General features: G+C 71.0%; 23 protein-coding genes. 9 read left to right on the top strand and 14 right to left on the bottom strand.

Annotated elements, in window-relative coordinates; all coding sequences use genetic code 11:
• The first annotated feature begins 2 nt into the window (after window positions 1–2).
• Window positions 3–878, top strand: a complete 876-nt coding sequence (locus tag ACIBVN_RS05815) for an alpha/beta fold hydrolase (protein WP_397133080.1) — start codon at window positions 3–5, stop codon at window positions 876–878.
• A 26-nt stretch (window positions 879–904) separates the two neighbouring features.
• On the opposite strand, the gene ACIBVN_RS05810 is transcribed toward ACIBVN_RS05815, so the two are convergent.
• The gene (locus tag ACIBVN_RS05810) at window positions 905–1,390 is read right to left on the bottom strand and encodes a glutathione peroxidase (RefSeq protein ID WP_397133078.1); all 486 of its coding nucleotides are present in this window, start codon (window positions 1,388–1,390) and stop codon (window positions 905–907) included.
• Window positions 1,391–1,664: 274 nt separating this feature from the next.
• Here ACIBVN_RS05810 and ACIBVN_RS05805 point away from each other — a divergent pair, with 274 nt between their 5' ends.
• Both ACIBVN_RS05805 and ACIBVN_RS05800 read left to right on the top strand, forming a co-directional pair.
• On the top strand, window positions 1,665–2,885 hold the full coding sequence (locus ACIBVN_RS05805; RefSeq protein ID WP_397133076.1) for a riboflavin synthase: 1,221 nt from the start codon (window positions 1,665–1,667) through the stop codon (window positions 2,883–2,885).
• Window positions 2,886–3,281: 396 nt separating this feature from the next.
• The gene (locus ACIBVN_RS05800) at window positions 3,282–3,743 is read left to right on the top strand and encodes a lytic transglycosylase domain-containing protein (protein WP_349453172.1); all 462 of its coding nucleotides are present in this window, start codon (window positions 3,282–3,284) and stop codon (window positions 3,741–3,743) included.
• 78 nt (window positions 3,744–3,821) lie between these two features.
• On the opposite strand, the gene ACIBVN_RS05795 is transcribed toward ACIBVN_RS05800, so the two are convergent.
• On the bottom strand, window positions 3,822–4,469 hold the full coding sequence (locus ACIBVN_RS05795; protein WP_397133074.1) for a TetR/AcrR family transcriptional regulator: 648 nt from the start codon (window positions 4,467–4,469) through the stop codon (window positions 3,822–3,824).
• 88 nt (window positions 4,470–4,557) lie between these two features.
• On the opposite strand from ACIBVN_RS05795, the gene ACIBVN_RS05790 reads away from it, so the two are divergent.
• Window positions 4,558–5,670: a ferritin-like domain-containing protein gene (locus ACIBVN_RS05790; protein ID WP_397133072.1), complete on the top strand. Its 1,113-nt coding sequence runs from the start codon at window positions 4,558–4,560 to the stop codon at window positions 5,668–5,670.
• A gap of 23 nt (window positions 5,671–5,693) precedes the next feature.
• Here ACIBVN_RS05790 and ACIBVN_RS05785 read toward each other — a convergent pair whose 3' ends face one another.
• Together ACIBVN_RS05785 and ACIBVN_RS05780 are read right to left on the bottom strand one after the other, a co-directional pair.
• Entirely contained in the window at window positions 5,694–7,010 is a 1,317-nt protein-coding gene (locus tag ACIBVN_RS05785) for a sensor histidine kinase (protein ID WP_397133070.1), read from the bottom strand.
• Window positions 7,011–7,063: 53 nt separating this feature from the next.
• Window positions 7,064–7,540, bottom strand: a complete 477-nt coding sequence (locus tag ACIBVN_RS05780) for a nucleoside deaminase (RefSeq protein ID WP_397133068.1) — start codon at window positions 7,538–7,540, stop codon at window positions 7,064–7,066.
• A gap of 191 nt (window positions 7,541–7,731) precedes the next feature.
• Here ACIBVN_RS05780 and ACIBVN_RS05775 point away from each other — a divergent pair, with 191 nt between their 5' ends.
• Both ACIBVN_RS05775 and ACIBVN_RS05770 read left to right on the top strand, forming a co-directional pair.
• Window positions 7,732–9,513 carry an ABC transporter ATP-binding protein gene (locus ACIBVN_RS05775; protein ID WP_397133066.1) on the top strand — a complete coding sequence of 594 codons (1,782 nt, stop codon included), beginning with the start codon at window positions 7,732–7,734 and terminating at the stop codon, window positions 9,511–9,513.
• Window positions 9,510–11,342 carry an ABC transporter ATP-binding protein gene (locus ACIBVN_RS05770; protein WP_397133064.1) on the top strand — a complete coding sequence of 611 codons (1,833 nt, stop codon included), beginning with the start codon at window positions 9,510–9,512 and terminating at the stop codon, window positions 11,340–11,342. Before ACIBVN_RS05775 ends, ACIBVN_RS05770 begins: the two co-directional genes overlap by 4 nt.
• A gap of 3 nt (window positions 11,343–11,345) precedes the next feature.
• Here the strand turns inward: ACIBVN_RS05770 and ACIBVN_RS05765 are convergent, their stop codons facing one another.
• From ACIBVN_RS05765 to ACIBVN_RS05745, 5 genes are all read right to left on the bottom strand, one after another.
• The gene (locus ACIBVN_RS05765) at window positions 11,346–11,774 is read right to left on the bottom strand and encodes a hypothetical protein (protein WP_397133062.1); all 429 of its coding nucleotides are present in this window, start codon (window positions 11,772–11,774) and stop codon (window positions 11,346–11,348) included.
• A 101-nt stretch (window positions 11,775–11,875) separates the two neighbouring features.
• The gene (locus ACIBVN_RS05760) at window positions 11,876–12,205 is read right to left on the bottom strand and encodes a hypothetical protein (RefSeq protein WP_397133060.1); all 330 of its coding nucleotides are present in this window, start codon (window positions 12,203–12,205) and stop codon (window positions 11,876–11,878) included.
• A gap of 49 nt (window positions 12,206–12,254) precedes the next feature.
• Window positions 12,255–12,590 carry a DUF202 domain-containing protein gene (locus ACIBVN_RS05755; RefSeq protein ID WP_397133058.1) on the bottom strand — a complete coding sequence of 112 codons (336 nt, stop codon included), beginning with the start codon at window positions 12,588–12,590 and terminating at the stop codon, window positions 12,255–12,257.
• Window positions 12,591–12,601: 11 nt separating this feature from the next.
• Entirely contained in the window at window positions 12,602–12,928 is a 327-nt protein-coding gene (locus ACIBVN_RS05750; RefSeq protein ID WP_397133056.1) for a YidH family protein, read from the bottom strand.
• A 46-nt stretch (window positions 12,929–12,974) separates the two neighbouring features.
• The gene (locus ACIBVN_RS05745) at window positions 12,975–13,364 is read right to left on the bottom strand and encodes a hypothetical protein (protein WP_397133054.1); all 390 of its coding nucleotides are present in this window, start codon (window positions 13,362–13,364) and stop codon (window positions 12,975–12,977) included.
• 193 nt (window positions 13,365–13,557) lie between these two features.
• On the opposite strand from ACIBVN_RS05745, the gene bla reads away from it, so the two are divergent.
• Window positions 13,558–14,475, top strand: a complete 918-nt coding sequence (gene bla / locus ACIBVN_RS05740) for a class A beta-lactamase (RefSeq protein WP_397133052.1) — start codon at window positions 13,558–13,560, stop codon at window positions 14,473–14,475.
• Window positions 14,476–14,499: 24 nt separating this feature from the next.
• On the opposite strand, the gene ACIBVN_RS05735 is transcribed toward bla, so the two are convergent.
• Genes ACIBVN_RS05735 through ACIBVN_RS05725 form a run of 3 tightly spaced genes read right to left on the bottom strand, consistent with a single transcriptional unit; the run spans window position 14,500 to window position 16,837 of the window.
• A complete protein-coding gene (locus tag ACIBVN_RS05735; RefSeq protein ID WP_397133050.1) occupies window positions 14,500–14,685 on the bottom strand; it encodes a hypothetical protein in 186 nt (61 codons plus the stop codon).
• Window positions 14,686–14,690: 5 nt separating this feature from the next.
• Complete coding sequence (locus tag ACIBVN_RS05730; protein WP_397133048.1) at window positions 14,691–15,941, bottom strand: ROK family protein; 1,251 nt, start codon at window positions 15,939–15,941, stop codon at window positions 14,691–14,693.
• Window positions 15,938–16,837: a PmoA family protein gene (locus ACIBVN_RS05725; RefSeq protein WP_397133046.1), complete on the bottom strand. Its 900-nt coding sequence runs from the start codon at window positions 16,835–16,837 to the stop codon at window positions 15,938–15,940. The genes ACIBVN_RS05730 and ACIBVN_RS05725 overlap by 4 nt, the downstream gene beginning before the upstream one ends.
• Before the next feature lie 169 nt (window positions 16,838–17,006).
• Here ACIBVN_RS05725 and ACIBVN_RS05720 point away from each other — a divergent pair, with 169 nt between their 5' ends.
• Window positions 17,007–17,264 carry a UBP-type zinc finger domain-containing protein gene (locus ACIBVN_RS05720; protein ID WP_349453155.1) on the top strand — a complete coding sequence of 86 codons (258 nt, stop codon included), beginning with the start codon at window positions 17,007–17,009 and terminating at the stop codon, window positions 17,262–17,264.
• Here ACIBVN_RS05720 and ACIBVN_RS05715 read toward each other — a convergent pair.
• Both ACIBVN_RS05715 and ACIBVN_RS05710 read right to left on the bottom strand, forming a co-directional pair.
• Entirely contained in the window at window positions 17,261–18,838 is a 1,578-nt protein-coding gene (locus tag ACIBVN_RS05715) for a Na+/H+ antiporter (RefSeq protein WP_397133044.1), read from the bottom strand. The two genes, ACIBVN_RS05720 and ACIBVN_RS05715, sit on opposite strands and share 4 nt — an antisense overlap.
• Before the next feature lie 65 nt (window positions 18,839–18,903).
• A complete protein-coding gene (locus tag ACIBVN_RS05710; protein ID WP_397133043.1) occupies window positions 18,904–20,121 on the bottom strand; it encodes a hypothetical protein in 1,218 nt (405 codons plus the stop codon).
• Window positions 20,122–20,351: 230 nt separating this feature from the next.
• Here ACIBVN_RS05710 and ACIBVN_RS05705 point away from each other — a divergent pair, with 230 nt between their 5' ends.
• Window positions 20,352–22,355, top strand: coding sequence for an ATP-dependent DNA helicase (locus tag ACIBVN_RS05705; protein ID WP_397133042.1), 2,004 nt, complete (start codon window positions 20,352–20,354; stop codon window positions 22,353–22,355).
• Window positions 22,356–22,589: the final 234 nt, after the last annotated feature.

The raw sequence follows: 22,589 nt of genomic DNA, 5'->3' as shown, positions 1-22,589 counted from the left end.
GCATGCAACCGAGCATCTGGAGTGAAGAGTTCGGCGCCGCGACCGACGCGCCGATCGTGCTGGTGATGGGTTCGATGTCGCAGGGCGTCCTGTGGCCGGACGAGTTCGTCGGCAGGCTGACCGCCGGCGGGCGGCGGGTGATCAGGTACGACCACCGCGACACCGGCCGGTCCGGCACCGTCGACTTCGAGAAGGAGCCGTACACATGGGACGACATCAAGGACGACCTGCTGCGCGTGATGGACGCGCATGGCCTGGAGAGCGCGCACCTGGTGTGCCATTCGGCGGGCGGGCTGCTCGGGCAGCTGATCGCGGTGGAGCGGCCGGAGCGCGTGCGGACGCTCACCGTCATCGGCTCCTCGCCGCTCGGCGGCGGTGAGGGCGGAGTGCTCATGCGGGCGCTGATGGGCGAGCCTCAGCCGGAAGGCAGCCTGCCGGAGCCCGCCCCGGAGTTCGTGGCGTTCTACCGGGGGCTGTTCACCGCCCCGCCGCCCGGCAACCGGCGCGAGCAGATCGACCGGATGATCGCGGAGCAGCGCGTGCTGCACGGGACCGGGCTGCCGTTCGACGAGGACGCCGCCCGCCGCCTGCAGGAGCGCGTCCACGACCGGGCCCGCGACCTGGCCGCCGTGGCCAACCACCGCCTGGCCGCCATGGCCAGGCGGGACTTCGAGCCGGTGGGCGTGCTGGACCGGGTGAAGGCGCCGACCCTGGTCATCGAGGGCACCCACGAGCCCGTCAAGCCGGGCCACGGGGCGATCATCGCGGACCGGATCCCTGGGGCGCGACTGCTCATGGTGGCGGGGATGGGGCACACCCTCCCGCCGGAGGTGCACGAGGAGCTGGCCGCGGCCGTCCTCGCGCACACGGCGGACTAGCCGCGCGGTGATGGGCGCGCGTGCCCTCAGAGCAGCTTCTCGATGGCCGACGTGATCGCCGGGTCGTCCGGGGCGGTGCGGGGGCGGAAGCGCGCGACCGCCCTGCCCTCCCGGTCCACGAGGAACTTCTCGAAGTTCCACTGCACGTCGCCCGCCTCGCCCTGCTCGTCGGGGGTCTGCGTCAGCTCGGCGTAGAGCGGGTGCCGGTCGGGGCCGTTGACGTCGGCCTTCTCCAGCAGCGGGAAATCCACCCCGTACGTGGCCGAGCAGAACTCCTGGATCTCCTCCGCCGTGCCCGGCTCCTGCCCGGCGAACTGGTTGCACGGCATGCCCACCACGGTGAAGCCGCGCGGGCCGTACTGCTCCTGGAGCTTGACCAGCGCGCCGTACTGCGGGGTGAGGCCACATCGCGAGGCCACGTTGACGACGAGCACTGCCTGGCCGGCCGCCAGCCGGCCCAGGGTGGTGGGGGTGTCGTCGAGGGTGCGGAGCTGGATGTCACTGATGCTCATGTCCCGACCCTACAGAAGGCGCCCACGCGGCGATGTTCGTCACAGACGTCCGGACCCTGTTCACATCAGCGGAGGGTGGAGTTAGCCTGATCTTGGTGTGATTCCAGGTGCGGCGGTGACAGCCCGCCGGTTCCGCCCCCGGCGGAACGACCCGGCGCGATTCCGGGGCCACGCGGTGATACCCCGCCTTCTCTCGGGCCCGTTCTCGGGCCCCTGACGTACCGGCCGCGATGCACGCGGCCGTGCTCGTTGCGGAGAAGGGGTTGATGGCTGGATGTTCAGCGGGCGTGTCCATGAGATCGGGCAGATCGAGTCGGTCCTGGGTGGACGGGTCGTCCTGCGGGCGCCCAAGAGCGTGGCCGAGGTCCGTCCCGGCGGATCGCTGGCCGTGGCCGGGGTGCGCGTCACCGCGGAGGAGGCCGCCGGCGGCGCGGTGAGCGCCACGGTGAGCGAGGAGACGCGGCGGCGTACGACGTTCGACGAGCTGAGCGCGGGGCGCCGGGTCAACGTCGAGCTGCCGCTGACGGTGGGCGACCGGCTGGACGGGCACCTGGTGCAGGGGTACGTCGACGCGGTGGGCAAGATCGTCGGCGTGGAGGACCAGGGTCCGGGCCGCCGGGTGTGGATCAGGCCGCCGTCCCGGTTCATGTCGCGCGTGGTGGCCAAGGGGTCGATCGCGGTCGACGGGGTCAGCGTGACAGTGGCCGAGGTGGTGCGGGACCGGTTCTCGGTGGTGCTGATCCCGGCCACGTTGTCCAGCACGACGCTGGCCGAGCTGGCGGTCGGCGGGCGGGTGAACCTGGAGTCGGACCTCGTCGGGCGGCTGGCCTCGGCCCGGCCCGCGGCGGCGGCCGCAGACGTGGGGCGGGCGGTGGCCGCGCTGGGCTGGGCGGGGCACGTGACCGGGCGCGCCGGCGTGGACAAGGCTGTCACCCAGATCGCCGCCGGCGGGGCGGTGGTGGTCTGGGATCCCGATCGTGAGACGGAAGGCGATGTGATCTTCGCCGGGGCGATGCTGCGGCCGGACTCGTTCACGTTCCTGCTCACCCAGTGCTGCGGGCATACCACCGTCCCCTGCGCTTCCGAGGTGCTGGAACGGCTGGAGATCCCGCCCGTCCCGGGCGCGGGCGACCGCCACGGCACCCGCCCCCACGTCCCCGTGGACCTGGCGGAGGGGAGCGGGACCGGCGTGTCGGCCGCCGAGCGCGCCGCCACCGTACGCAGGCTCGCCCACCCCGAGGCGCGCCCGGCGGACTTCCTGCGGCCGGGACACGTGTTCCCGCTCAGGGCCCGCCCCGGCCTGCTGGGCGAGCGGGCGGGGCACACGGAGGCGACCGTGGCGCTGTGCGTGGCGGCCGGGCTGCCGCCGGTGGGGGTGTGCTGCGAGGTCATGCGACCGGACGGCGCCATGGCCGGACCCGCGGACCTGGAGGCGTACGCGCTGCGCTGGGGCCTGCCCTTGATCGACGTCCGCGACCTGGGTGCCTGGCTCTGACCTGGGCTATCGACTCTTGATCGCTACGTAGCGTGACCGGTTACCCGCTGTTCGCACCTGGCTAAACCTCATACTTTGTCGCGCCTTTCGGCAAGAGAGGCTCAGGTACCGGGCGGGGCGGGCAAGGGCGGTGCAGCGAGAGGGGGTTTTGTGCGCAACGATCACGCAAACACCTCTCCACCGCGTGTCGAGATGTATGACCCACGGTGACCGTCCGTAATAGGAATCGTGCTAGAGGACACGTCGCGGTGCCCTCCGGGCCGCCCAGCGTGATCGGGCGGTGCAAGGTTCCCGGAGGGCCGCGCGGACCCTCCGCGTTCGAGCCACGGACGCGGACCGGCATGGGCGCCATTTGAGAGGCGCCTGTCCGCACGCGACCCGACAGCAAGGATCGACTTGGACAGCAAACGCGCCCTCAGCGGCACAATCATCTTCGTCACCACGTTCACTGTGATCAACGCGATCGACACCCCGGCAGCCTGGGCCAAGCGCCCGCCCGTGGTCAGGACCAAGACGTGGACGACCTCGGCGGAGCCCCGGATCCCGGTGACGACGCCCAACAAGAACAAGAGGATCGCGCTGGACCAGGTCGTCCAGCGGTCGTGGAACCTTCAGGAGTTCCGCTGCCTGGACAATCTGTGGACCAGGGAGAGCAACTGGAACCACCGGGCATACAACCGCTCGTCCGGGGCGTACGGCATCCCACAGGCACTGCCCGCGGGCAAGATGCGGGGCGCCGGCAGCGACTGGAAATCCAACCCGGAGACGCAGATCCGGTGGGGACTCGCATACATCAAGGGGAGGTACGGCAGGCCTTGCGGCGCCTGGGGACACTGGAGATCACACAACTGGTACTGAGCACGAGAACCGGAGGGCAACCGGGCCGTACACTCGCCGGTTGCCCTCCCCTATCCCCCCGTCGTGCGCCGAGGGCGGCTACCGCGTGCCCTCCCGGCGCCCCGTGTGCACCGAGATCGCCTGGATCAGCAGCTCGAGCCCGAACTCGAACTCCGCCTCGTGATCGCACTGGTCCAGCAGCGGCGCCAGCGAGCTGACCTCGGGGAACAGCGCCGGATCGACACTCTCGGCCTTGACCAGCCGGTTGTGGACGGGCGCGAACGTGGGCGTCACCCCGACCTCCCGCAGCAGCGAGCCCACGATGTACGCGATGAACATCCGCAACATCCTGACCGCGTCCGCCCCGTCGAACCCGGCACTGCGCAGCGTCGCCAGCGCCCGCTCGACCGGCAGCAGCCCCGCCGTGGAGTGGAGCTGGCGGCTGACCACGAGCATGGTGGAGCGCGGATGGTCGTGCGCGATCTGCCGGAACGCCCGCGCCTGCACGCGCACCCGATCGGTCCAATGGGCGTCCGGGTCGTCGGTGAACTCGATCTCGCTCAGCACCGCCTCGGCCACCCCGTTGAGCAGGGCGTCCTTGTTGGGCACGTGGTTGTAGAGGGACATCACGCCGACGCCGAGCTCGGCCGCTATGCGCCGCATGGAGACCGCGTCGGCGCCCTCGCGCTCGATGAGTTCGATGGCCGCGGCGACGATGCGGCTCCGCGACAAAGGCTCCGTGGGCATAGCCCATTGTATTGACGCACGTACGGCGTACGTGCAAGTCTCACAACGTGGACGTACGGTGTACGTAGCCCCCCTCGGAGGTCCCCCCATGTCGACGCACGATCTTTACACCATCCCCGCAGAGCTCTCCACCTGGGACGTCGAGATGTCCGGCGCGAGCCGGTTCACCTGGGAGTACGACGACGGCAGGGATCGCATGCTGGCGCTGTACCAGAAGGGCAAGGACAAGCAGTGGGACTCGGCCAAGCGCATCGACTGGGATCTCGAGGTCGATCCGTACAACGTCCTGGGCGTGCCCGACCAGACCATCGCCATCCACGGCACCCCGCTCTGGGAGCGGATGAGCGAGCAGACCCGTAACGAGGTACGCCGGCACGGCGCGGCGTGGCAGTTCTCCCAGTTCCTGCACGGCGAGCAGGGCGCGATGATCTGCTCGGCCAAGATCGTGGAGTCGGTGCCGGACCTCGACTCGAAGTTCTACGCGGCCACGCAGACGATGGACGAGGCCCGCCACGCCGAGACGTACGCGCGGTTCCTGCAGGAGAAGGTGGGCCTGGCGTACCCGATCAACGAGCACCTCAAGGCCCTGCTCGACAGCACGTTGAGCGACTCGCGCTGGGACATGCCCTATCTCGGCATGCAGGTGCTGATCGAGGGGCTGGCGCTCGCGGCGTTCGGGGTGATGCGCGACATCACCACCAAGCCGCTGCCCAAGCAGATCCTCGCGTACGTGATGCAGGACGAGGCGAGGCACGTGGCCTTCGGCCGGATGGCGCTGCGCGACCACTACCGCAACCTGTCGGAGACCGAGCTGCGCGAGCGCGAGGACTTCGTCATCGAGGGCTGCTACCTCATGCGCGACCGGCTGCGCGGCCGCGAGACGTGGGAGAACCTGGGCCTGTCGAAGTCCGAGGTCGAGGAGGCCATGGAGGCCACCGAGCACTCGGAGTACCTGAGGCTGTTCAGGTCGCTGCTGTTCAGCCGGATCGTGCCGTGCGTGAAGGACATCGGGCTGTGGAGCCCCCGGCTGCAGCAGGCGTACGCGGAGATGGGCGTGCTGGAGATGGCCGGCCAGTCTCTGGAGGCGCTGATGCGGCAGGACGAGGAGATCGCCGACAAGCTCGACGCGGACCGGTTCGCGCAGGAGGAGGCCGAGCGGCACGCCGAGGTGGCGCAGACCATCGAGCTCGGCAGGTCCTGAGGTCGCCCGGTGCGTCGCGAGCGCTAGTCGCGGGGCAGTCGCAGGACCATCCGGGTCCTCGGCCCTCCGTCCCCGACTTCCAGGGTCCCGCCGTGGGCCCTGGCGATGTCGCGGGCGATCGGGAGCCCCAGCCCGCTCCCCCCGGCGTCCCGCGACCGGGTCTGATCGAGCCGGGTGAACCGCTCGAACACCCGCTCCCGCATCTCCACGGGAATGCCGGGTCCGTCGTCCAGCACCTCCACCACGGCCTCATCCCCCTGGCCGCGCACGGAGACCCACACCCGCGAGTCGCCGTACCGGTCGGCGTTGGCCAGCAGGTTGGTCAGCACCCTGCAGAGCCGCAGCCGGCTCCCCCGGACGAAGAGCCCCGGCTCCACGTCCATGGTCAGCGGCAGCCGGCTCGGACGCCGCGCGACCTCCTCCTCGACCAGCGCCCCCAGGTCGAGCCGCTCCTTGTCCGTCTCCACCCCCGCATCCAGCCGGGCCACCAGCAGCAGGTCGTGCACGATGTCCGACAGCCGCTGCGCGTCGTCGAACGCCGCCTGCCAGTCGGCCGCGTCCGGGTTCTCCATGCCCGCCTCCAGCCGTACCATGAGGCCCGCGATCGGCGAGCGCAGCTCGTGGGAGGCGTCCGAGACGAAGCGCCGGTTGCGTTCCACGGCGTCCTCCAGCCGCGCCAGGGTGTCGTTGACCGTGACGGCCAGCTGCGCGACCTCGTCCCCCGTGCCGGGCACGTCGACGCGCCGGCTCAGGTTCTGGGCGCTGATGCATTCCAGTCCCCACCGGATCCGCTCCACGGGGGCCAGCACCCGGCCGGTCCCGTACCAGGCGCCCCATCCCAGCAGCGCCACCAGCACCACCGCCGAGCCGGACAGGAGCAGGGGCAGGAACGGCGATCTGAGCAGGAACGGCTCCCGCAGGGCCGCGTAGGCGACGGCGGGCCCGTACACGCTGTCGGGGTGGCTCATCCCCACCACGATCAGGCATCCGTCAGGCAGGCACACCCGGTCCTGGACCCGCGAGTAGCCCTCGGTGGGCCGTGCCCGGGTGAGGGGCGGCCGACCCGTGAGTCCCGCGTTGGCGGCCACCACCCGTCCTTCGCGGTCCATGACCTGCATGAGGAAGACGCCCTTCCTGGGCGGGATCGGGCCGGTGAACCGCTGTCTGCTGATGAGCATGGCGAGGTGGCGGCTGGCTTCGTCGGCCTGGTCGATCAGGTCGGCCCGCGCCCGCGCGGGGTACGTCAGCAACATCATCAGAACCCAGGCGAAGAGGACGGCGCCGAACACCACCACCGTCGCGATGGTCATCCGGGCCCTGATGGAGCGGCCGAACACCATGGTCCGTACTTTGTCACGGACCGAACAAACCGCAGGTAAAACGGCATACGCCGTCAGCTGCGGAAGCGCCGCCTGTGCAGCTCGCGGACCTCCTCGGCCAGCTCCGGCACCGGGCCCTCGACCACCACGCCGGGCGCGACCTCGTGGATCGGGAGCGTGCGTACGGGCGGCGGCGGAGCGCCGAGCTCCGACAGCCACGAGGCGAGCTGCTGCGACGACGACACGTACACGATGCGGCCCAGCCCCACCCAGGCATGGGCGGCGGCGCACATCGGGCAGTGCTCCCCCGAGGTGTAGACGGTGGCGGCGGCCCGCTCGGCGGGCGTCAGGTGCGCCGCGGACCAGCGGGCCAGGGCGAACTCCGGGTGCTGCGTGTTGTCCCCGGAGGCCACCCGGTTGTGGTCCTCGGCCAGGACGGCGCCGTCGCCCGACACCAGCACCGAGCCGAACGGCTCGTCGCCCACCTCCAGCGCCCGGGTGGCCAGCTCGACACAGCGCCGCAGGTGCGGCATTTCCGATTCTGCGATCATGAGGCACTCATCCTAGAGGTGGCGAAGGGGAGCACGGCCGCGCAGACTAAGACGATTCCCGCACAAATCACAACGAACGTAACGGTCCTCCGAAAATTCATGATGTTTCACTGTTTCCGCACGTCACGGACAGAAAACCTCGCGGCGAGGCTACTGAAAATCGGTTGATCCCACGTATTAGCCTAGATGGGATGCCTCCCGATACGCACATACCTCGCCGTCCCCTGCTCTCCTCCAACTCCCTGTGGCGGATGAAGTCCTACCTCCGCCCGTACGCCGTCAGGCTGATCCTCATCTGGCTGACCGCGGTCGTCGGCATCGCAGCCGGCATCGCCATGCCCCTCGTCAGCGAGAAGGTCATCGACGGCCCCGTCCTCCACGGTGATCATGGAGCGTTACTCCCGCTCGGGCTCCTGGCACTGGGCGTGGGCGCCGTCGAGGCGTTCCTGATCTTCCTCAGGCGCTGGTCGCAGATCACGCCCGTGCTGGGGCTCGAGACCCGGATCCGAGACGACCTCTACGAGCACCTGCAGCGCCTGCCGATGGGATTCCACGGCGACTGGCAGTCCGGCCAGCTGTTGTCGCGCGCCACGACCGACCTGTCGACCATCCGCCGTTTCCTCGGCTTCGGCATGCTCTTCCTGGTCATGAACGTGCTCCAGCTGATCACGGTGACCGTGCTGCTGCTGAACAAGTACTGGCCGCTGGGCCTGCTCGTCGCCGCCTCCGCCGTGCCGATCGTGTGGGTCTCGCTCCGCTTCGAGAAGCGTTACATCAAGGTGTCCCGCCAGGTCCAGGACGAGCAGGGCGACCTCGCCACGCTCGTCGAGGAGTCGGCCATCGGCATCCGGACGATCAAGGCGTTCGGCCGCCGCCACCACGTCTACGACACCTACGACGACGCCGCGCTCAAGGTCTACGGCACCTCGATGGACAAGGTGCGCCTGTCGGCGAAGTTCTTCGCCTTCCTCGAGGTGATCCCCAACATCACGCTCGCCCTGGTGCTGCTGCTCGGCGCGCTGGCCGTCGGGTCGGGCGAGCTCACGCTGGGCGGGCTGGTCGCGTTCACGACGCTGATGCTGCAGCTCGTCTGGCCCATCGCGAGCCTCGGCTACATCCTGGCCATGGCCCAGGAGGCCATGACCTCCGCCGACCGGGTCATGGAGGTCATGGACACCGTGCCGGCCATCGAGGGCGGCACGCAGACCATCGACCGGCCGCACGGCCACCTGCGCTTCGAGGGCGTCGGGTTCCACTTCCCCGGCTCCGGCCAGCCGGTGCTGCACGACGTCTGGCTGGACGTGCGCCCCGGTGAGACGGTCGCCATCGTGGGGGCGACCGGCTCGGGCAAGACCACCCTGACCGCGCTGGTGCCCCGGCTGATCGACCCGACCGAGGGCCGCGTCACGATCGACGGCCACGACGTGCGCGACCTGACCCTGCCCGACCTGCGCTCGGTGGTGGCCACCGCGTTCGAGGAGCCCACACTGTTCTCGATGAGCGTGCGGGAGAACCTCACCCTCGGCCGGCTCGACGCCACCGAGGAGGAGCTGGCCGACGCCATCCAGACCGCGCAGGCGATGTTCGTGTACGACCTGCCGTGGGGCCTCGACACCCGCATCGGCGAGCAGGGCCTGTCGCTCTCCGGCGGCCAGCGGCAGCGGCTCGCCCTGGCCAGGGCCGTGCTGAGCAACCCGCGGATCCTCGTGCTCGACGACACCCTGTCCGCGCTCGACGTGGAGACCGAGGCGCTGGTGGAGGAGGCGCTGCGCCACGTGCTGCGCGACGCCACCGGCATCGTGGTGGCTCACCGGGCCTCCACCGTGCTGCTCGCCGACAAGGTGGCGCTGCTGCGCGACGGCACCATCACGCACGTCGGCCACCACCACGAGCTGCTGGCCGACGTGCCCGAATACCGGGAGCTGCTGGCCCAGGACGCCGACTTCGACCCCACGGAAGGAGCGCTGCGTTGACCGCCACCACCACGACGACCTGGCGCGGCGTCGCCTCCGAGGATCAGGACGAGCTGCCGGAGAAGGTCTCCGTCTTACTGCGGGAGCGTTCCCGGAGGCTGCTGGGCGACCTGCTCTCGCCGTACCGGAAGCAGATCGCGCTGCTGACGGCGATCATCGTCGTCTCCAACCTGGCGGGACTCGCGATCCCCTACCTGGTCAAGGTGGGCATCGACGCGGGCATCCCGCCGATGCTGCGCGGCAGCGGCCCCGCCACGCTGCTCACCGTGGTCGGGGTCATCCTGGCCGCCGCGGTGACGCAGGCGCTGACCAGGCAGGCGTTCCTGCGGCTGTCGGGGAAGATCGGCCAGAGCATCCTGCTGGAGCTGCGCAGGAGGGTGTTCGACCACTTCCAGCGGCTGTCGCTGAGCTTCCACGAGAAGTACACCTCCGGGCGGGTCATCTCCCGGCTCACCTCCGACATCGAGGCCATCGCCGAGTTGCTCCAGTCGGGGTTCGACGGGCTGGTGACGGCGGTGCTGACGATGTTCGGCACGGCGGCGCTGCTGCTGGTGCTGGACGTCCACCTCGGCCTGGTGGCGCTGATCCCGCTGCCGCTGCTGCTGCTGTTCACCAAGTGGTTCAGGCGGCAGTCCGCGATCGTCTACCGGCGTACGCGGGAGACGGTGGCCCTGGTGATCGTGCACTTCGTGGAGTCGATGACCGGCATCCGCGCGGTGCAGGCCTTCCGCAGGGAGCCGCGTAACCAGGAGATCTTCCAGCAGCTCAACGACGACTACCGCGACGCGAACGCCCGCAGCATGCAGCTCATCGCGGTCTTCATGCCAGGGATCAAGCTGATCGGCAACATGACGGTCGGCGGCGTGCTGATCTACGGCGGCTACCTGGCCTTCAACCAGGAGGTCACGGTCGGCGTGCTGGCCGCCTTCCTCCTCTACCTGCGGCAGTTCTACGAGCCGATGCAGGAGATCAGCCAGTTCTACAACACCCTTCAGTCCGCGGGCGCGGCGCTGGAGAAGTTGTCGGGCGTGCTGGAGGAGGAGCCCTCCGTGGCGGAGCCGCGCGAGCCGGCGGCGCTGCCGCGGGGAAGGGCGCGCGGCAAGGTGCGCTTCGAGGGCGTCAGGTTCGCCTACGTCGAGGAGATGCCGATCCTGCCCCGTCTTGACCTGACGATCCCAGGCGGGCAGAGCGTGGCGCTGGTCGGGGCGACGGGCGCGGGCAAGACGACCCTGGCCAAGCTGATCTCCCGCTTCTACGACCCCACCGACGGCCGCGTGCTGCTCGACGGCGTCGATCTGCGCACGCTGGACGAGCCGACGCTGCGCCAGGCCGTGGTCATGGTGACCCAGGAGAACTTCCTGTTCAGCGGTACGGTCGCCGAGAACATCAGGTTCGGCCGGCCCGAGGCCACCGACCGTGACGTGCGCGAGGCGGCCAAGGCGATCGGCGCGCACGACTTCATCTCGAGCCTGCCTGACGGCTACGACACCGAGGTGGGCAAGCGCGGCGGCCGCATGTCGGCCGGGCAGCGCCAGCTCGTCGCCTTCGCCAGGGCGTTCCTCGCCGATCCGGCCGTGCTGATCCTGGACGAGGCCACCTCCAGCCTCGACGTGCCGAGCGAGCGGCTGGTGCAGCGCGCGCTGCGGACGATCCTGGCCGACCGGACGGCGCTGATCATCGCGCACCGGCTCTCGACGGTGGAGATCGCCGACCGGGTGCTGGTGATGGACCGGGGCGAGATCGTCGAGGACGGGCCGCCGGACCAGCTCATCGCCGCCTCCGGCCGCTTCGCCGGGCTGCACCGGGCGTGGCTGGAGAGCCTCAGCTAGCCCCTAGTGGTGTGCCACGGCCACGGCGTTGGCGTACAGCTCGTAGCCGACGAACACCGCCAGCGGCACCCCGAGCGCGATCAGCAGCCGGCTGGGCAGGCTCGTCCGCGGCGCGGACAGCCTGCCCGGCTCACCGGCCGCAGGCGCGAAGACCGGCGCGGGCTCCGGCTCGGGATCGGGCAGGAGTTCGGGATGTCGGGGCAGGTATCCCGAGGGGAAGGACGTCGCGTGGTACGCGCCGCAGTGCGGACAGCACGTGTCCGACCAGGGCGGCGGCACAGCCACGCCCGAGCTGAGCCAGATCTCGACCTCGTTGCCGTGGACGTCGGTGAGGTGTCTGACGACGAAATCCTCTTCCCAGACGTACAGGCAACGAAGGCATTCGAAAGGCCACGTCTCGCGGGTCTCGAACCCGTCGGCCACCAGGACCACCCCCGGTTCCCTATCGGCGTTCGATCCCGAGTGTCCGCCCGATCCCGCACGCCCGCAAGACGGGCTTGTGACACTTGTCGCTATTAAATGCTTACCAAGTGTCAGGAAATCCGCTCATAGAAGAGCGGATACTTGACCGGGCTGCGCAGTGGCGTCTCGTCGGGCGCCGGGGGCGTGGCCGGCGGGATCAGCTCCGGATGGTGTGCCAGATAGCCATCCGGGAACGTCGTGGCCTGCTGACTGCCGCAACGCGGGCAGATGATGGCGCCCGGCGACGGCGGCGGCACCGGCAACCCGCCGCGCAACCAGATGTCTCGCTCGTTTCCGTGACGATCGCTGAAGTGCCTGACGACGTATTCCTCTTCCCAGACATGCCAGCAACCGCGGCATTCGAAAGGCACGTTCCTGTGTTCCTCTTCCAACGAGGTCACCCCCTTACCTTCGAGTGTGTGCCCCCTTCTCCGCCTCCCGCAACCTGCGTCACCGAACCACGAACACAAAGGTGAGAGCACCTGCCACCACGCTCAGCGTGCCGAGCCAGGCGAAGAACACGTCGAGCCCGGGGGCCAGGGGCCTGCCGCCGTGCAGGGCCTCCTGCACGCGGCGCCACCGCGCCCTGGTCCTGATGAGCAGCACGCTGCCGCAGAGCGCGGCCAGCGCGAAGGCCGCGACGGCGGGCACGGGCAGTCCCTGCCTGAGTGACAGCCCGGCGGCGCCGAGGCCGCCGGTGCACAGCGCCACGGCCGTGCGCACCCAGGCCAGCCGCGTGCGCTCGCTCTGCAGCCCCCTGTCCCAGATCTTCTCTTCCGGGGCCATCTCGACGCCGCTCAGGCCGCCAGGATGATCAGGATGAGGGCGATCACCGCCACCGCCGCCACGCCGTACCCGAAGACGGCGGCCAGCGCGGGCGGCGGCAGCGGCGCCTGCTGGCGCAGGGCGCGCTGGATCTGGCGCCAGCGCGGGTAGGCCATGCCCGCCGCCAGCGCGGAGAGTGTCACGAGTACGACGGCCAGCGCCGTACGGATCCACGGCACGAACACGTGTGGCGGCACCGCCGCCATGGCCACCCCACCCGCGCTGAGCGCCAGCGCCGTGCTCAGCCAGGTGAGGAAGGTTCGTTCGTTGGCCAAGGTGAAACGCGGGTCCGGCTCCATAGGAAAAACGGTAGTTCGTCCATATTTCCCCTAGAGAAGCCGGGATTCAGCCGGTGCAGGCCTTGGTCACCTTCTCCACGTAGGCCGCGCTCTCGGTGGCGACCTTCTGGGCCGCGTCCACGGCGTCGTTGACGTTCTGGACGTTGATCCCGCTCAGCGTCTTGGCCAGGTCGTCGGAGGCCTGCTTGATCGTGGTGTTGGCGGCCTTGTCGGCGACGTCGTTGAGCTTGGTCGCGGCGTCGTCGAGGGCCTTGTCCATGGCCTTGGGGTCGTCGGTGAGCTTGGTGACCTGCGCACCCAGCTCGGTGACGATCTTCGGGGCCTCGAGGCACGCCTGGGCCTTGTCGATGGTGTTGTTGACCTCGCCACATCCCGCGGCGAAGACGCACACGGCGAAAGCTGTCAGGGGAAAGAACCGGCTCTTGAGGAGTCGCATTCTTCGACCCTACCCGCGCATCCGGCGCGGGCGGCGGTGCCGGCGCCGGCACGGCCGACCGAACGGCTGCAGCGGCGCTGACCTGGCCTCATGACGAAGTAGATATCGCTCCCTTCGCGATATCGCTATTAGACATGACGTGATCACATCTGCTTTGCTCCTTGCCCACTGACGGACGACAGAAGGACCAGACATGCGAAACCGCCGCTTCACGGCAGTGACCACGTTGACGATCTCCCTCCTGGCGGGCGGCGCCCTGCCGGCGAGCGCGGCTCCGGCCGCGACCTCGGTGCAGGTGATCTCGGGCGAGGCCCAGGCCCGCAAGGAGCTGCGCGCGCTGGAGGCGTCCTTCAAGGGCCGCATCGGCGCGTACGCGATCGACACCGCCACCGGCAAGACGATCGCGTACCGGTCGGGCGAGCGTTTCCCGCTGCTGTCCACGTTCAAGGCGATGGCCTGCGCGGCCGTGCTGCACAAGGCCCGCACCTCCGACCCCGGCCTGATGGACAAGGTCGTGCGCTGGACGGCCGACGAGGTCAAGCCCAACTCCCCCACCACCGAGAAGCACGTGGCGGACGGGCTGACCGTCAGCCAGCTGTGCGAGGCGGCCATCACCCTGAGCGACAACACCGCGGGCAACATGGTGCTCAAGCAGCTCGGCGGACCGGCCGGCCTGACCCGGTACTTCCGCACGCTGAAGGACCCGATCTCCCGCCTGGACCGCTGGGAGACCGAGCTGAACGACTGGACGCCCAAGGACAAGCGCGACACCACGACGCCCGCCTCCATCGCCCGCGACCTGCGCGCGGTCACGACCGGGAACGCGCTGGACGCCAAGGACCGGCAGCAGCTCAACGCCTGGCTGCTCGCGTCCAAGACGGGCGGCGCCCGCATCCGCGCCGGCCTGCCCAAGACCTGGACGGTCGGGGACAAGACCGGCACGAACTCCGCGTTCGGCGGCGCGAACGACATCGCGGTCGTCTGGCCCGCCAAGAACGCCGCCCCCATCATCATGGCGGTCTACACCAACCGGGCCGCCGGCGAGGCCGGCGACGACACGGCGCTCGCCCGCACCGCCACCATCCTCGCCCGCGGCCTCGGCAAGCTCTGACGGGCACGCCGCGGACCACCCGCGCTAGGAATCGCGCGAGACAAGAACGGTGGGGTCGATGATCCGGATGCGCGGATCGCCGGGCCCGTGACGCAGCCGGGCGACGAGATCCGACGTGCCGCCGGGCCCGTCGCCAGGCTTGCCGTCCCACACGATGACGGCGCGGGGCTCGGAGTCGAGTCTCAGCGCCTCCTCGATGAGTACGCGCATATCGTTCAGGGCGTCGCGTAATCCGGATGGGCCGGTTGGCGGGCGAGCCAGGTGGTCGGATGCTGGCGAATCTGGTCGATGGAGGTCAGGGCGGCGCCGATGACGGCGGCGTCCGGGCCGAGCAGGGCGGGCCGGACGGTGATGGGCGCCCAGGCGGCCGTCAGGACGCGCCGGTCGATCTCGGCTCTGGCGTTCGCGGTGAGCCAGGACGCCAGGAGGGAGAAGCTGCCGCCCAGCAGGACGGTGTCGATGTCGAGGATGTTGACCATGTCGGCCAGCGCGATGCCCAGCGCGGTGCCTGCGGTGTCGAGCGCGGCGATGGTGGCGGGATGGCCCGCTTCGGCCCGGCCGGTGACGGCGGCGTCGGGAGTGGTGCCGGCGGGCGCGGGCTCGTCGCCGAGGATGGTCTGCAAACTGGCGTACGCTTCCAGGCAGCCGCGCGAACCGCACGGGCAGGCGTCGCCGTCGGGATAGACGCTCACGTGCCCGAGCTCGCCGCTCCAGCCGCGGGCGCCGCGCATGAGCTGCCCGTCCAGGACGATCCCCGCGCCGATGCCGAGCCCGCCGGAGACGTAGACGAAGCTGTCTAGCGTGTTGTCGCTGGCGTAAAGCTCGCCGAGGGCGGCCAGGTTGGCCTCGTTGTCGACGGTGATCGGGAGGTCGAGCGGCTGGATGGCGCCGCGCAGCAGGGCCTGGGCGTCGACGTTGCGCCAGCCGAGCTCGGGTGCGGACTGCACGATGCCGGCCTGCACCGGGCCGGGGACGGCGAGGGTCGCGGTGACGACGGTGAGGTCCTCGGCCACGATGGCGTCGATCGCGACCCGGGCCATGCGCGCCAGGTGCGCGACCACGTCAGAAGCGTCCTGCCCCGGGTACGCCGCGGGGTCGAAGGCCATGTGGCGCACGGTGCCGGTGAGGTCGACGACGCAGGCCGCCAGGCCGTCCGCACGGATGTCGAGGCCGAGCCCGGCGGGCCCTTTCTCGGACAAGGTCAGGCCGACGCGGGGACGGCCCGCGCGCCCGTTGTGGGAGAGGCCGGTCTCGGTGATGAGCTTGCCGGCCAGGAGCTCCTCGGCGATGCGGGTGATGGTGGGGCGGGTCAGGCCGGTGGCCGTGGCGAGTTCGGTGCGGGAGATGGGGCGCGCGGCGGAGACGATGTGGCGGAAGACCAGCTCCAGGTTGAGTGTGCGCAGGTTCTCCTGCCGTACGGGCTGCTCCGGCTGCCGGGGGCTGCTCGGCCGGACATGCGCCGTCATGCGGCCGACCGGGCTCTGTCGGCTAGCTCGGCGGCCGTGGCGGAGGAGATGACGCCGTCGATCACCACGGCGGCGACGTGCCTGCCGACGGTCTCGCCGGGCGCCAGCAGCAGCGGCTCGTCCCAGGCGAGCGATGAGCACACGCCGAGGTAGTCGCGGGCGCGGACGAACCATCTGTCCCGCGCGGTGGTCTCGTCCGCGGGGGTGAAGAGCACCGTCCAGGGGCGGTCGTCGCGGTCGGCGCCGCTGACGGCGACCCAGGCGGCGGGGTGTCCGTGGACGTGCTGGACGTCGGCGCCGACCGGGCTGAGCACCCGGGCGGTCCCGGCGAAGGCGGGGCCGCGCCAGAAGATGCCGCCGTAGCCGGCGCCGACCCGGCCCAGCGCCGCCGGGGTGCGCCACGGCAGCGGCCGGTCGGTGGCGTTGGTGAGCCGGGTGCGGATGCTCAGCGCCCACGCGGTCTCGTTCACCGGCCTGCAGGTGATCGAGCGCTGCTCCCGCAGCAGCGTCGTCTCACGCGGGCCGGTCCATTCGAGGGTGTGCGCCAGCTCGGTGTCAGTGCGGCGCAGCCACCGTTGATGGCGCTGCGTGCCGTGGTTGTCCAGCCAGGCCGGGCCGTGGCCGGCGACGAAGGTGCGCCCGCCCCAGAAGTTGCGCCCGTCGACGTCGGGGGCGGCCACGCTGATGCCGAACTGGTGGGGATGCGAGTCGGGGGCCGCGTCGGTCACGGTGACGCCGGCCAGCGTGCGCACGGGATGCAGGTGGGGGCGCGGGGACGCGGACAGCGGCAGGTCCGGCTCCCACACGTACTGGGCGACGTCGTGCCCGTGCAGCCGCAGCACGGCGACGCCTCGCCGCCGGTCGGCGTGCGCGGGAGGTACGCCGGGGGCGTGCATGGTCGAATCGCCGCCTCTCTTGACCTCGACGAGGCCGAGGATGTCGCTCCAGGATCGCTGCGCTCTTGAGCGTACGACACTTCCCGGCTTCCCCCGTTTCGAGATCGGCACATGCCCGGGCGAGGGGCCTCAACGGGCGCATCGCCGCCCTGGTCCTAGGATTTCTCATATGGCAACTTGCGAACATCTTTCCCAGGCCAACGACCCGGCGGCGAAGACGCCTGAGGGCTGCGAGGAGTGCCTGGCGGTCGGCGGCCGCTGGGTGCACCTGCGGCGCTGCCTGGAGTGCGGCCACATCGGCTGCTGCGACTCCTCGCCGGGCAAGCACGCCACCAAGCACTTCCACGACACCAGCCACCCCGTGATCCAGTCGTTCGAACGCGGAGAGGAATGGCGGTGGTGCTTCGTCGACAGCCAGATGGGCTAGCGCTCCAGAATCGCCTCTTCGAAGTCGAGCTGGGCCATCACTTCGCGCAACACCTCGTCGTCGAGGCGGCGCTCGTCGCGCAGGCGCACGAAGACCTGCCGCTCGGCCTGGAGCATGTCGCGGCGCAGACGGCGATAGAGAGCGCTGGGCGTCTCCGCGCCGCCCGGCCCCTGGCCGCCGCCCAGCCGCTCCCACGCGGTCAGCGAGCGGCGCCACGACTTCTCCCTGAGCTGGTCGATGACCTGCTTCTGGATCTCGTCGGGCTCGCCCTGCTCGCGCACCAGCCGGTCCAGCTCCGCCAGGCCCGCCTCCAGCGCGGCCTGCTGGGCCGCCGCCTCGGCCAGGCGGTCCTCGTACTGCTCCTGCTCGCTCGACACACCCAGCCGCCTGATCAGCGCGGGGAACGTGGTGCCCTGGATGAGCAGGGTGCCGATCACGGTCGTGAACGTCAGGAAGAGCAGCATCGCCCGGTCCTGCTCGGGGACCGCCGGGTCGATGGCGAAGGCGGCCGCCAGCGACACCACGCCCCGCATGCCGGCCCAGCCGAGGATCACCATCTGCGGCACGCTCGGCTGCTCACGGCCCCTGCGCACCAGCTTGGTCAGGTAGGACACCGTGAACACCCACACGAACCTGCTGGCGATCGTCACCGCCAGCACGGTGGCCGCGTACCCCGCGACGGCCCACGGGCTGTAGCCGGAGATGCCCTGGACCACGGTCGCGAGCTGCAGCCCGATCAGGGCGAACACGATCGTCTCGAGGAAGAAGTCGGTGACCTTCCACACCGCGTCCGACACCAGCCGCGTCCCGAACCCCTGCAGGTGCATGCGGTTGCCCAGGTAGAGGCCCACGATCACCACGGCGATCACGCCGGAGGCGTGCACCGACTCCGCCGCGAGGTAGGCGGCGAACGGGATCAGCAGCATCAGCGTGTTCTCGACCAGCGAGTCGCGCGTGTGCCGGAACAGCCAGGCCAGCGCGAACGCCAGCGCCAGCCCGATCGCCACGCCGCCCGCCGCGGAGTACAGGAACTGGCCGACGCTGTGCCACAGGTCCACGGTCCCGCCGACGGCGGCCCCGATGGCCACCCGGTACGCCGTCAGCGCCGTGGCGTCGTTGAACAGGCTCTCCCCCACCAGGATCGTCAGCGTCCTGCGGGGCAGGCCCAGCCGGCGGCCGACCGCGACGGCGGCCACGGCGTCGGGCGGCGCGATGATGGCGCCCAGCGCGAACGCCAGCGCCAGCGGCAGGGCGGGCAGCAGCAGGTGGACGACCAGCCCGACGACGGCCGTGGTGAACAGCACGAGCCCGACCGACAGCAGCGCCACGGGTCGCTTGACCTCACGCAGGCTCAGGTAGGAGCTGTCGAGCGCGGCGGAGTAGAGCAGCGGGGGCAGGAACACGTACAGCACCAGCTCCGGCTGCAGCGGCACCGCCGGCACCAGCGGCGACACCAGCAGCCCTGCGGCCACCAGCAGCAACGGGGCAGGCCAGCCCCTGCGGCGCGCCACGGCCGCGACGCCGATGGCGCCACCGGCCACCAGCAGCAACTGCAGGCCCACGGTCGGATTCACCAGCGCTCCTTTCCGCCTCGGCCCGATACCTCGCCAGAGAGTACCTGCCGGGCTTCAGGAGCGTGTCACCACTCCCTGCGGTCGCTCCGCTCGTGGTAGTCCGGCTGCTGCTCCGGACGCAGGCGCTCGCCCGTGGAGAACATGGGGTCCCCGACGTAGGGGCGGGACAACGGCTCCGGCTGCGGGTGCTCCGGCCGGCCCATGGCCAGCAGCGGATCCACGGGGTTCGGCTGGCCCTGCTGGTAGGAGGCGTAGTCGTCGCGGACCGGCTGGGGCGCGGAGCGGCGCCGGCCCGCGCCCGGGATGCCGTGCATGGGCGTGCCCAGGCCCGCCGCCCCCTGGCTCTGCTGGGGCTGCTGGTAGGCGTCAGGCCGCCTGGCGTAGGGGTCGGAGGGGTACGGGTCGCTCGGGAACGGGTCGGCGCGGTGCTGGGACGGGGCCGCCTGGGAGGGGAAGCCGAGGGGGTCGGTGCTCACCGGCGACGGGCCGCGCTGGTCTCCGGGCATCTGGTAGACGGGCGCGGTGTCGGAGTACTGGGGGCCGGTGAAGGGCTCGGGCTGGGCGTGGCCGGAGTACTGGGGCGACTCGGCGGTGTATTGGGGCCCGCTGAAGGGGTCGCCCGTGTATCGCTGCTGGGGAGCGGTCGCGTCCACGTATTGGGGTCCGGTGAAGGGCGCGCGCTCGCCGTAGGCCGGAGCCTCTCTGGTGGTCTCGCCGTAGACCGGAGCCGCCTCTCTCGGGGGCTCACCGTAGGACGGAGCCACCTCCCTGGGGGGCTCGCCGTAGGACGGATTCGCCTCCCTGGGGGGCTCGCCATAAGCCGGGGACATGCTGTCCCGGGGCACCGTGGTCTCACTGTACGAGGCCACCAGCTTGTCCTGGTGGGCGGCGGGGGCGCCCCTGGCCACCAGGACGTCATTGGGCGACAGGGCGGCCGTGGGCCGGTCGTCGGGCTGGTGCTGCGGCTGCGGAGGCTGCGGCGGTTGCTGTGCGTGCTGGGGCGGCCGGTGGTACTGGCCGGTGCCTGGAATGACCTCGGTTCCCGGGTCGTGCGCGGGCACGGCGGGCTGCTCGCCCGTGGCCTCGGCGAAGCCCTCGTCGAGCGTGTCGAGCAGGCGGCCGACGTCCTCCATCGGCATGCGGAAGCTCGCTGTGCACATCTCCCCGCGCCAGAGGCTGAGGACCAGCGTGCCCTCATGCCACGTGACACGGAGACACCGCTCCTGACCTCGCGCATCGAAGAACACTTCGCCGAACGACGGCAACGGGACAACTTCCGACATGGCAGACATACTGCTTTAACCAGCCTTTATCCGTCCACTCAACCCCGGAAAACCCTCTGGAAACCGGCCTTTCCATCTACACCGGGAACCTCTCTGGTCACACCGCGTGAAGATCTCTCGCCCGGTTGGATTCCCGGTCGCCCAGTGTGCCATGGGAGCCGCCGCGGGCGTCCGGGGAACGCCGGGATGCGTCTGGCCGATCACACCGCGTTCGGCACGGCGGCCCCGGAATGCGGGTAGCGTTTACTGCCGTGCCGGACTCCCATCTCCCGTCAGTGGACGAACTGCTCAAGGTCGCGGTAAACGCTCTCGGAGGGAGCGAACGGCAGGGCCAGCTCACCATGGTCCACGCCGTGCAGCAGGCCATCGACGACGAGGAGCACCTGGCGGTCCAGGCCGGCACGGGCACGGGAAAGTCGCTGGCTTATCTCGTCCCGTCGATCCGCCACGCGATGGACAGCGACTCGCCCGTCGTGGTCTCCACGGCCACGATCGCGCTCCAGCGCCAGCTCGTCGACCGCGACCTGCCCCGGCTGGCCGAGACGCTGGGCAAAGAGCTGCCGCACGAGCCGACGTTCGCGATCCTGAAGGGCCGGCGCAACTACCTGTGCCGCTACAAGGCGACGGCGGGCTGGCCCGAGGAGGACGAGCAGGACCAGCTGTTCGACCCGCGCGAGGTGAGCGCGACCGGCCGCATGGTGCAGCGCATCCAGGAGTGGGCCGAGGAGACCGAGACCGGCGACCGCGACGAGCTGGTGCCGGGGGTGAGCGAGCAGGCGTGGCGGCAGTTCTCGGTGAGCGCGCAGGAGTGCCTCGGGGCCAGTCGTTGCCCGAGCGGGGCCGAGTGCTTCGCCGAGCTGGCCCGCGCCCGGGCGGGCGAGGTGGACGTCGTGGTGACCAACCACGCGCTGCTGGCCATCGACGCCATGGGCGACCTGCCGGTGCTGCCTGAGCACGAGGTCGTGGTCGTGGACGAGGCCCACGAGCTGGTCGACCGGGTGACGTCGGTGGTGACCGGCGAGCTGTCGGAGCTGACCGTGTCGCTCGCGGTGCGCCGGGTGGGCAGGCTGATCGAGCAGGGGATCGCCGACCGGCTCCAGGAGGCGGGCGAGGACCTCAAGGCGCTGCTGGCCGCCGCGCCGCCCGGGCGCATCGACGAGCTGCCGCAGGTGCTCGGGCTGACGCTGGCGCTGGTGCGCGACACCGCCTGGCGCTGCATCACGGCCCTGGGGCCGCGCGGCGCCGACAAGGACGACCCCGACAAGGCGGGGCAGCGCAAGGCCGCGTTCTCGGCGCTGGACGAGGTGCACGACACGGCCGTGCGCATGCTGGAGGCGTACGGCCACGACTCGGAGACCGACCGGGCCGAGGTGGTCTGGCTCGACGCCGGCACCGACCGGCGCCCGCCCATGCTGCGGGTCGCGCCACTGACGGTGAGCGGGATGCTGCGCGACAAGCTGTTCGGGGAGCGCACGGTGGTCCTCACCTCCGCCACGCTGGCGCTGGGGGGCACGTTCGACGGCCTCGCCGCGCAGTGGGGGCTGGGCGGCGAGGGCAAGGGCTGGCAGGGCATCGACGTGGGCTCGCCGTTCGACCACCCGCGCGCGGGCATCCTGTACGTCGCCAAGCACCTGCCCCAGCCCGGGCGTGACGGGCTGCCGCAGCAGTACCTCGACGAGATCGTCGAGCTGATCGAGGCGGCCGGGGGGCGCACGCTTGGGCTGTTCTCGTCGATGCGGGCGGCCAAGGCGGCCACCGAGGCGCTGCGCGACCGGCTGGACGTGCCGCTGCTGTGCCAGGGTGACGACTCGACGATGCTGCTGGTCAAGCAGTTCGCCGAGGACGAGCCGACGTGCCTGTTCGGCACCCTGTCACTCTGGCAGGGCGTGGACGTGCCCGGGCCCTCGCTGCGACTGGTCATCATCGACCGGGTGCCGTTCCCGCGCCCCGACGACCCGCTGACCTCGGCCAGACAGCGCCACGTGGCGGCCAAGGGCGGCAACGGCTTCATGGCGGTCGCGGCTAACCACGCCGCGCTGCTCCTGGCCCAGGGGGCGGGCCGGCTGCTGCGGGCACAGGACGACAAGGGCGTGATCGCGGTCCTGGACCCGCGCCTCGCCACGGCCCGCTACAGCGGTTTCCTCCTGGGCTCCCTGCCCCCGTTCTGGCGCACCACGGACCCGGCGATCCCCAGGGCGGCCTTGAAGCGCCTGGCGGCGGAGTCGGCCGGCTGACGCCATCCTCGCCGCGCGCCCCGCTTCGTGGCGCGTGAGTTGCGGCCCGGAAGCTCTGCGGCGGGCGCGCCATGCACACGGGCGCCACGCACACGGACTCGCCACGCACACGGACGCGGGGCGCACACGGACGCGGGGCGCGTCGCGGGTGAGGACGTTCCCGGGCGCGGGTGCGGCGGGGCTCGGCGCGACGCGTGCGCCGAGCAGGAGGCGCGTCAGCCGAAGTGCGGCCGG

It is taken from the genome of Nonomuraea sp. NPDC049400 (genome assembly GCF_044466425.1).
Taxonomy (GTDB): Bacteria; Actinomycetota; Actinomycetes; order Streptosporangiales; family Streptosporangiaceae; genus Nonomuraea.
Note: the sequence above shows the minus strand (reverse complement) of the source record. Positions and strands in the feature narration are given on the sequence as shown.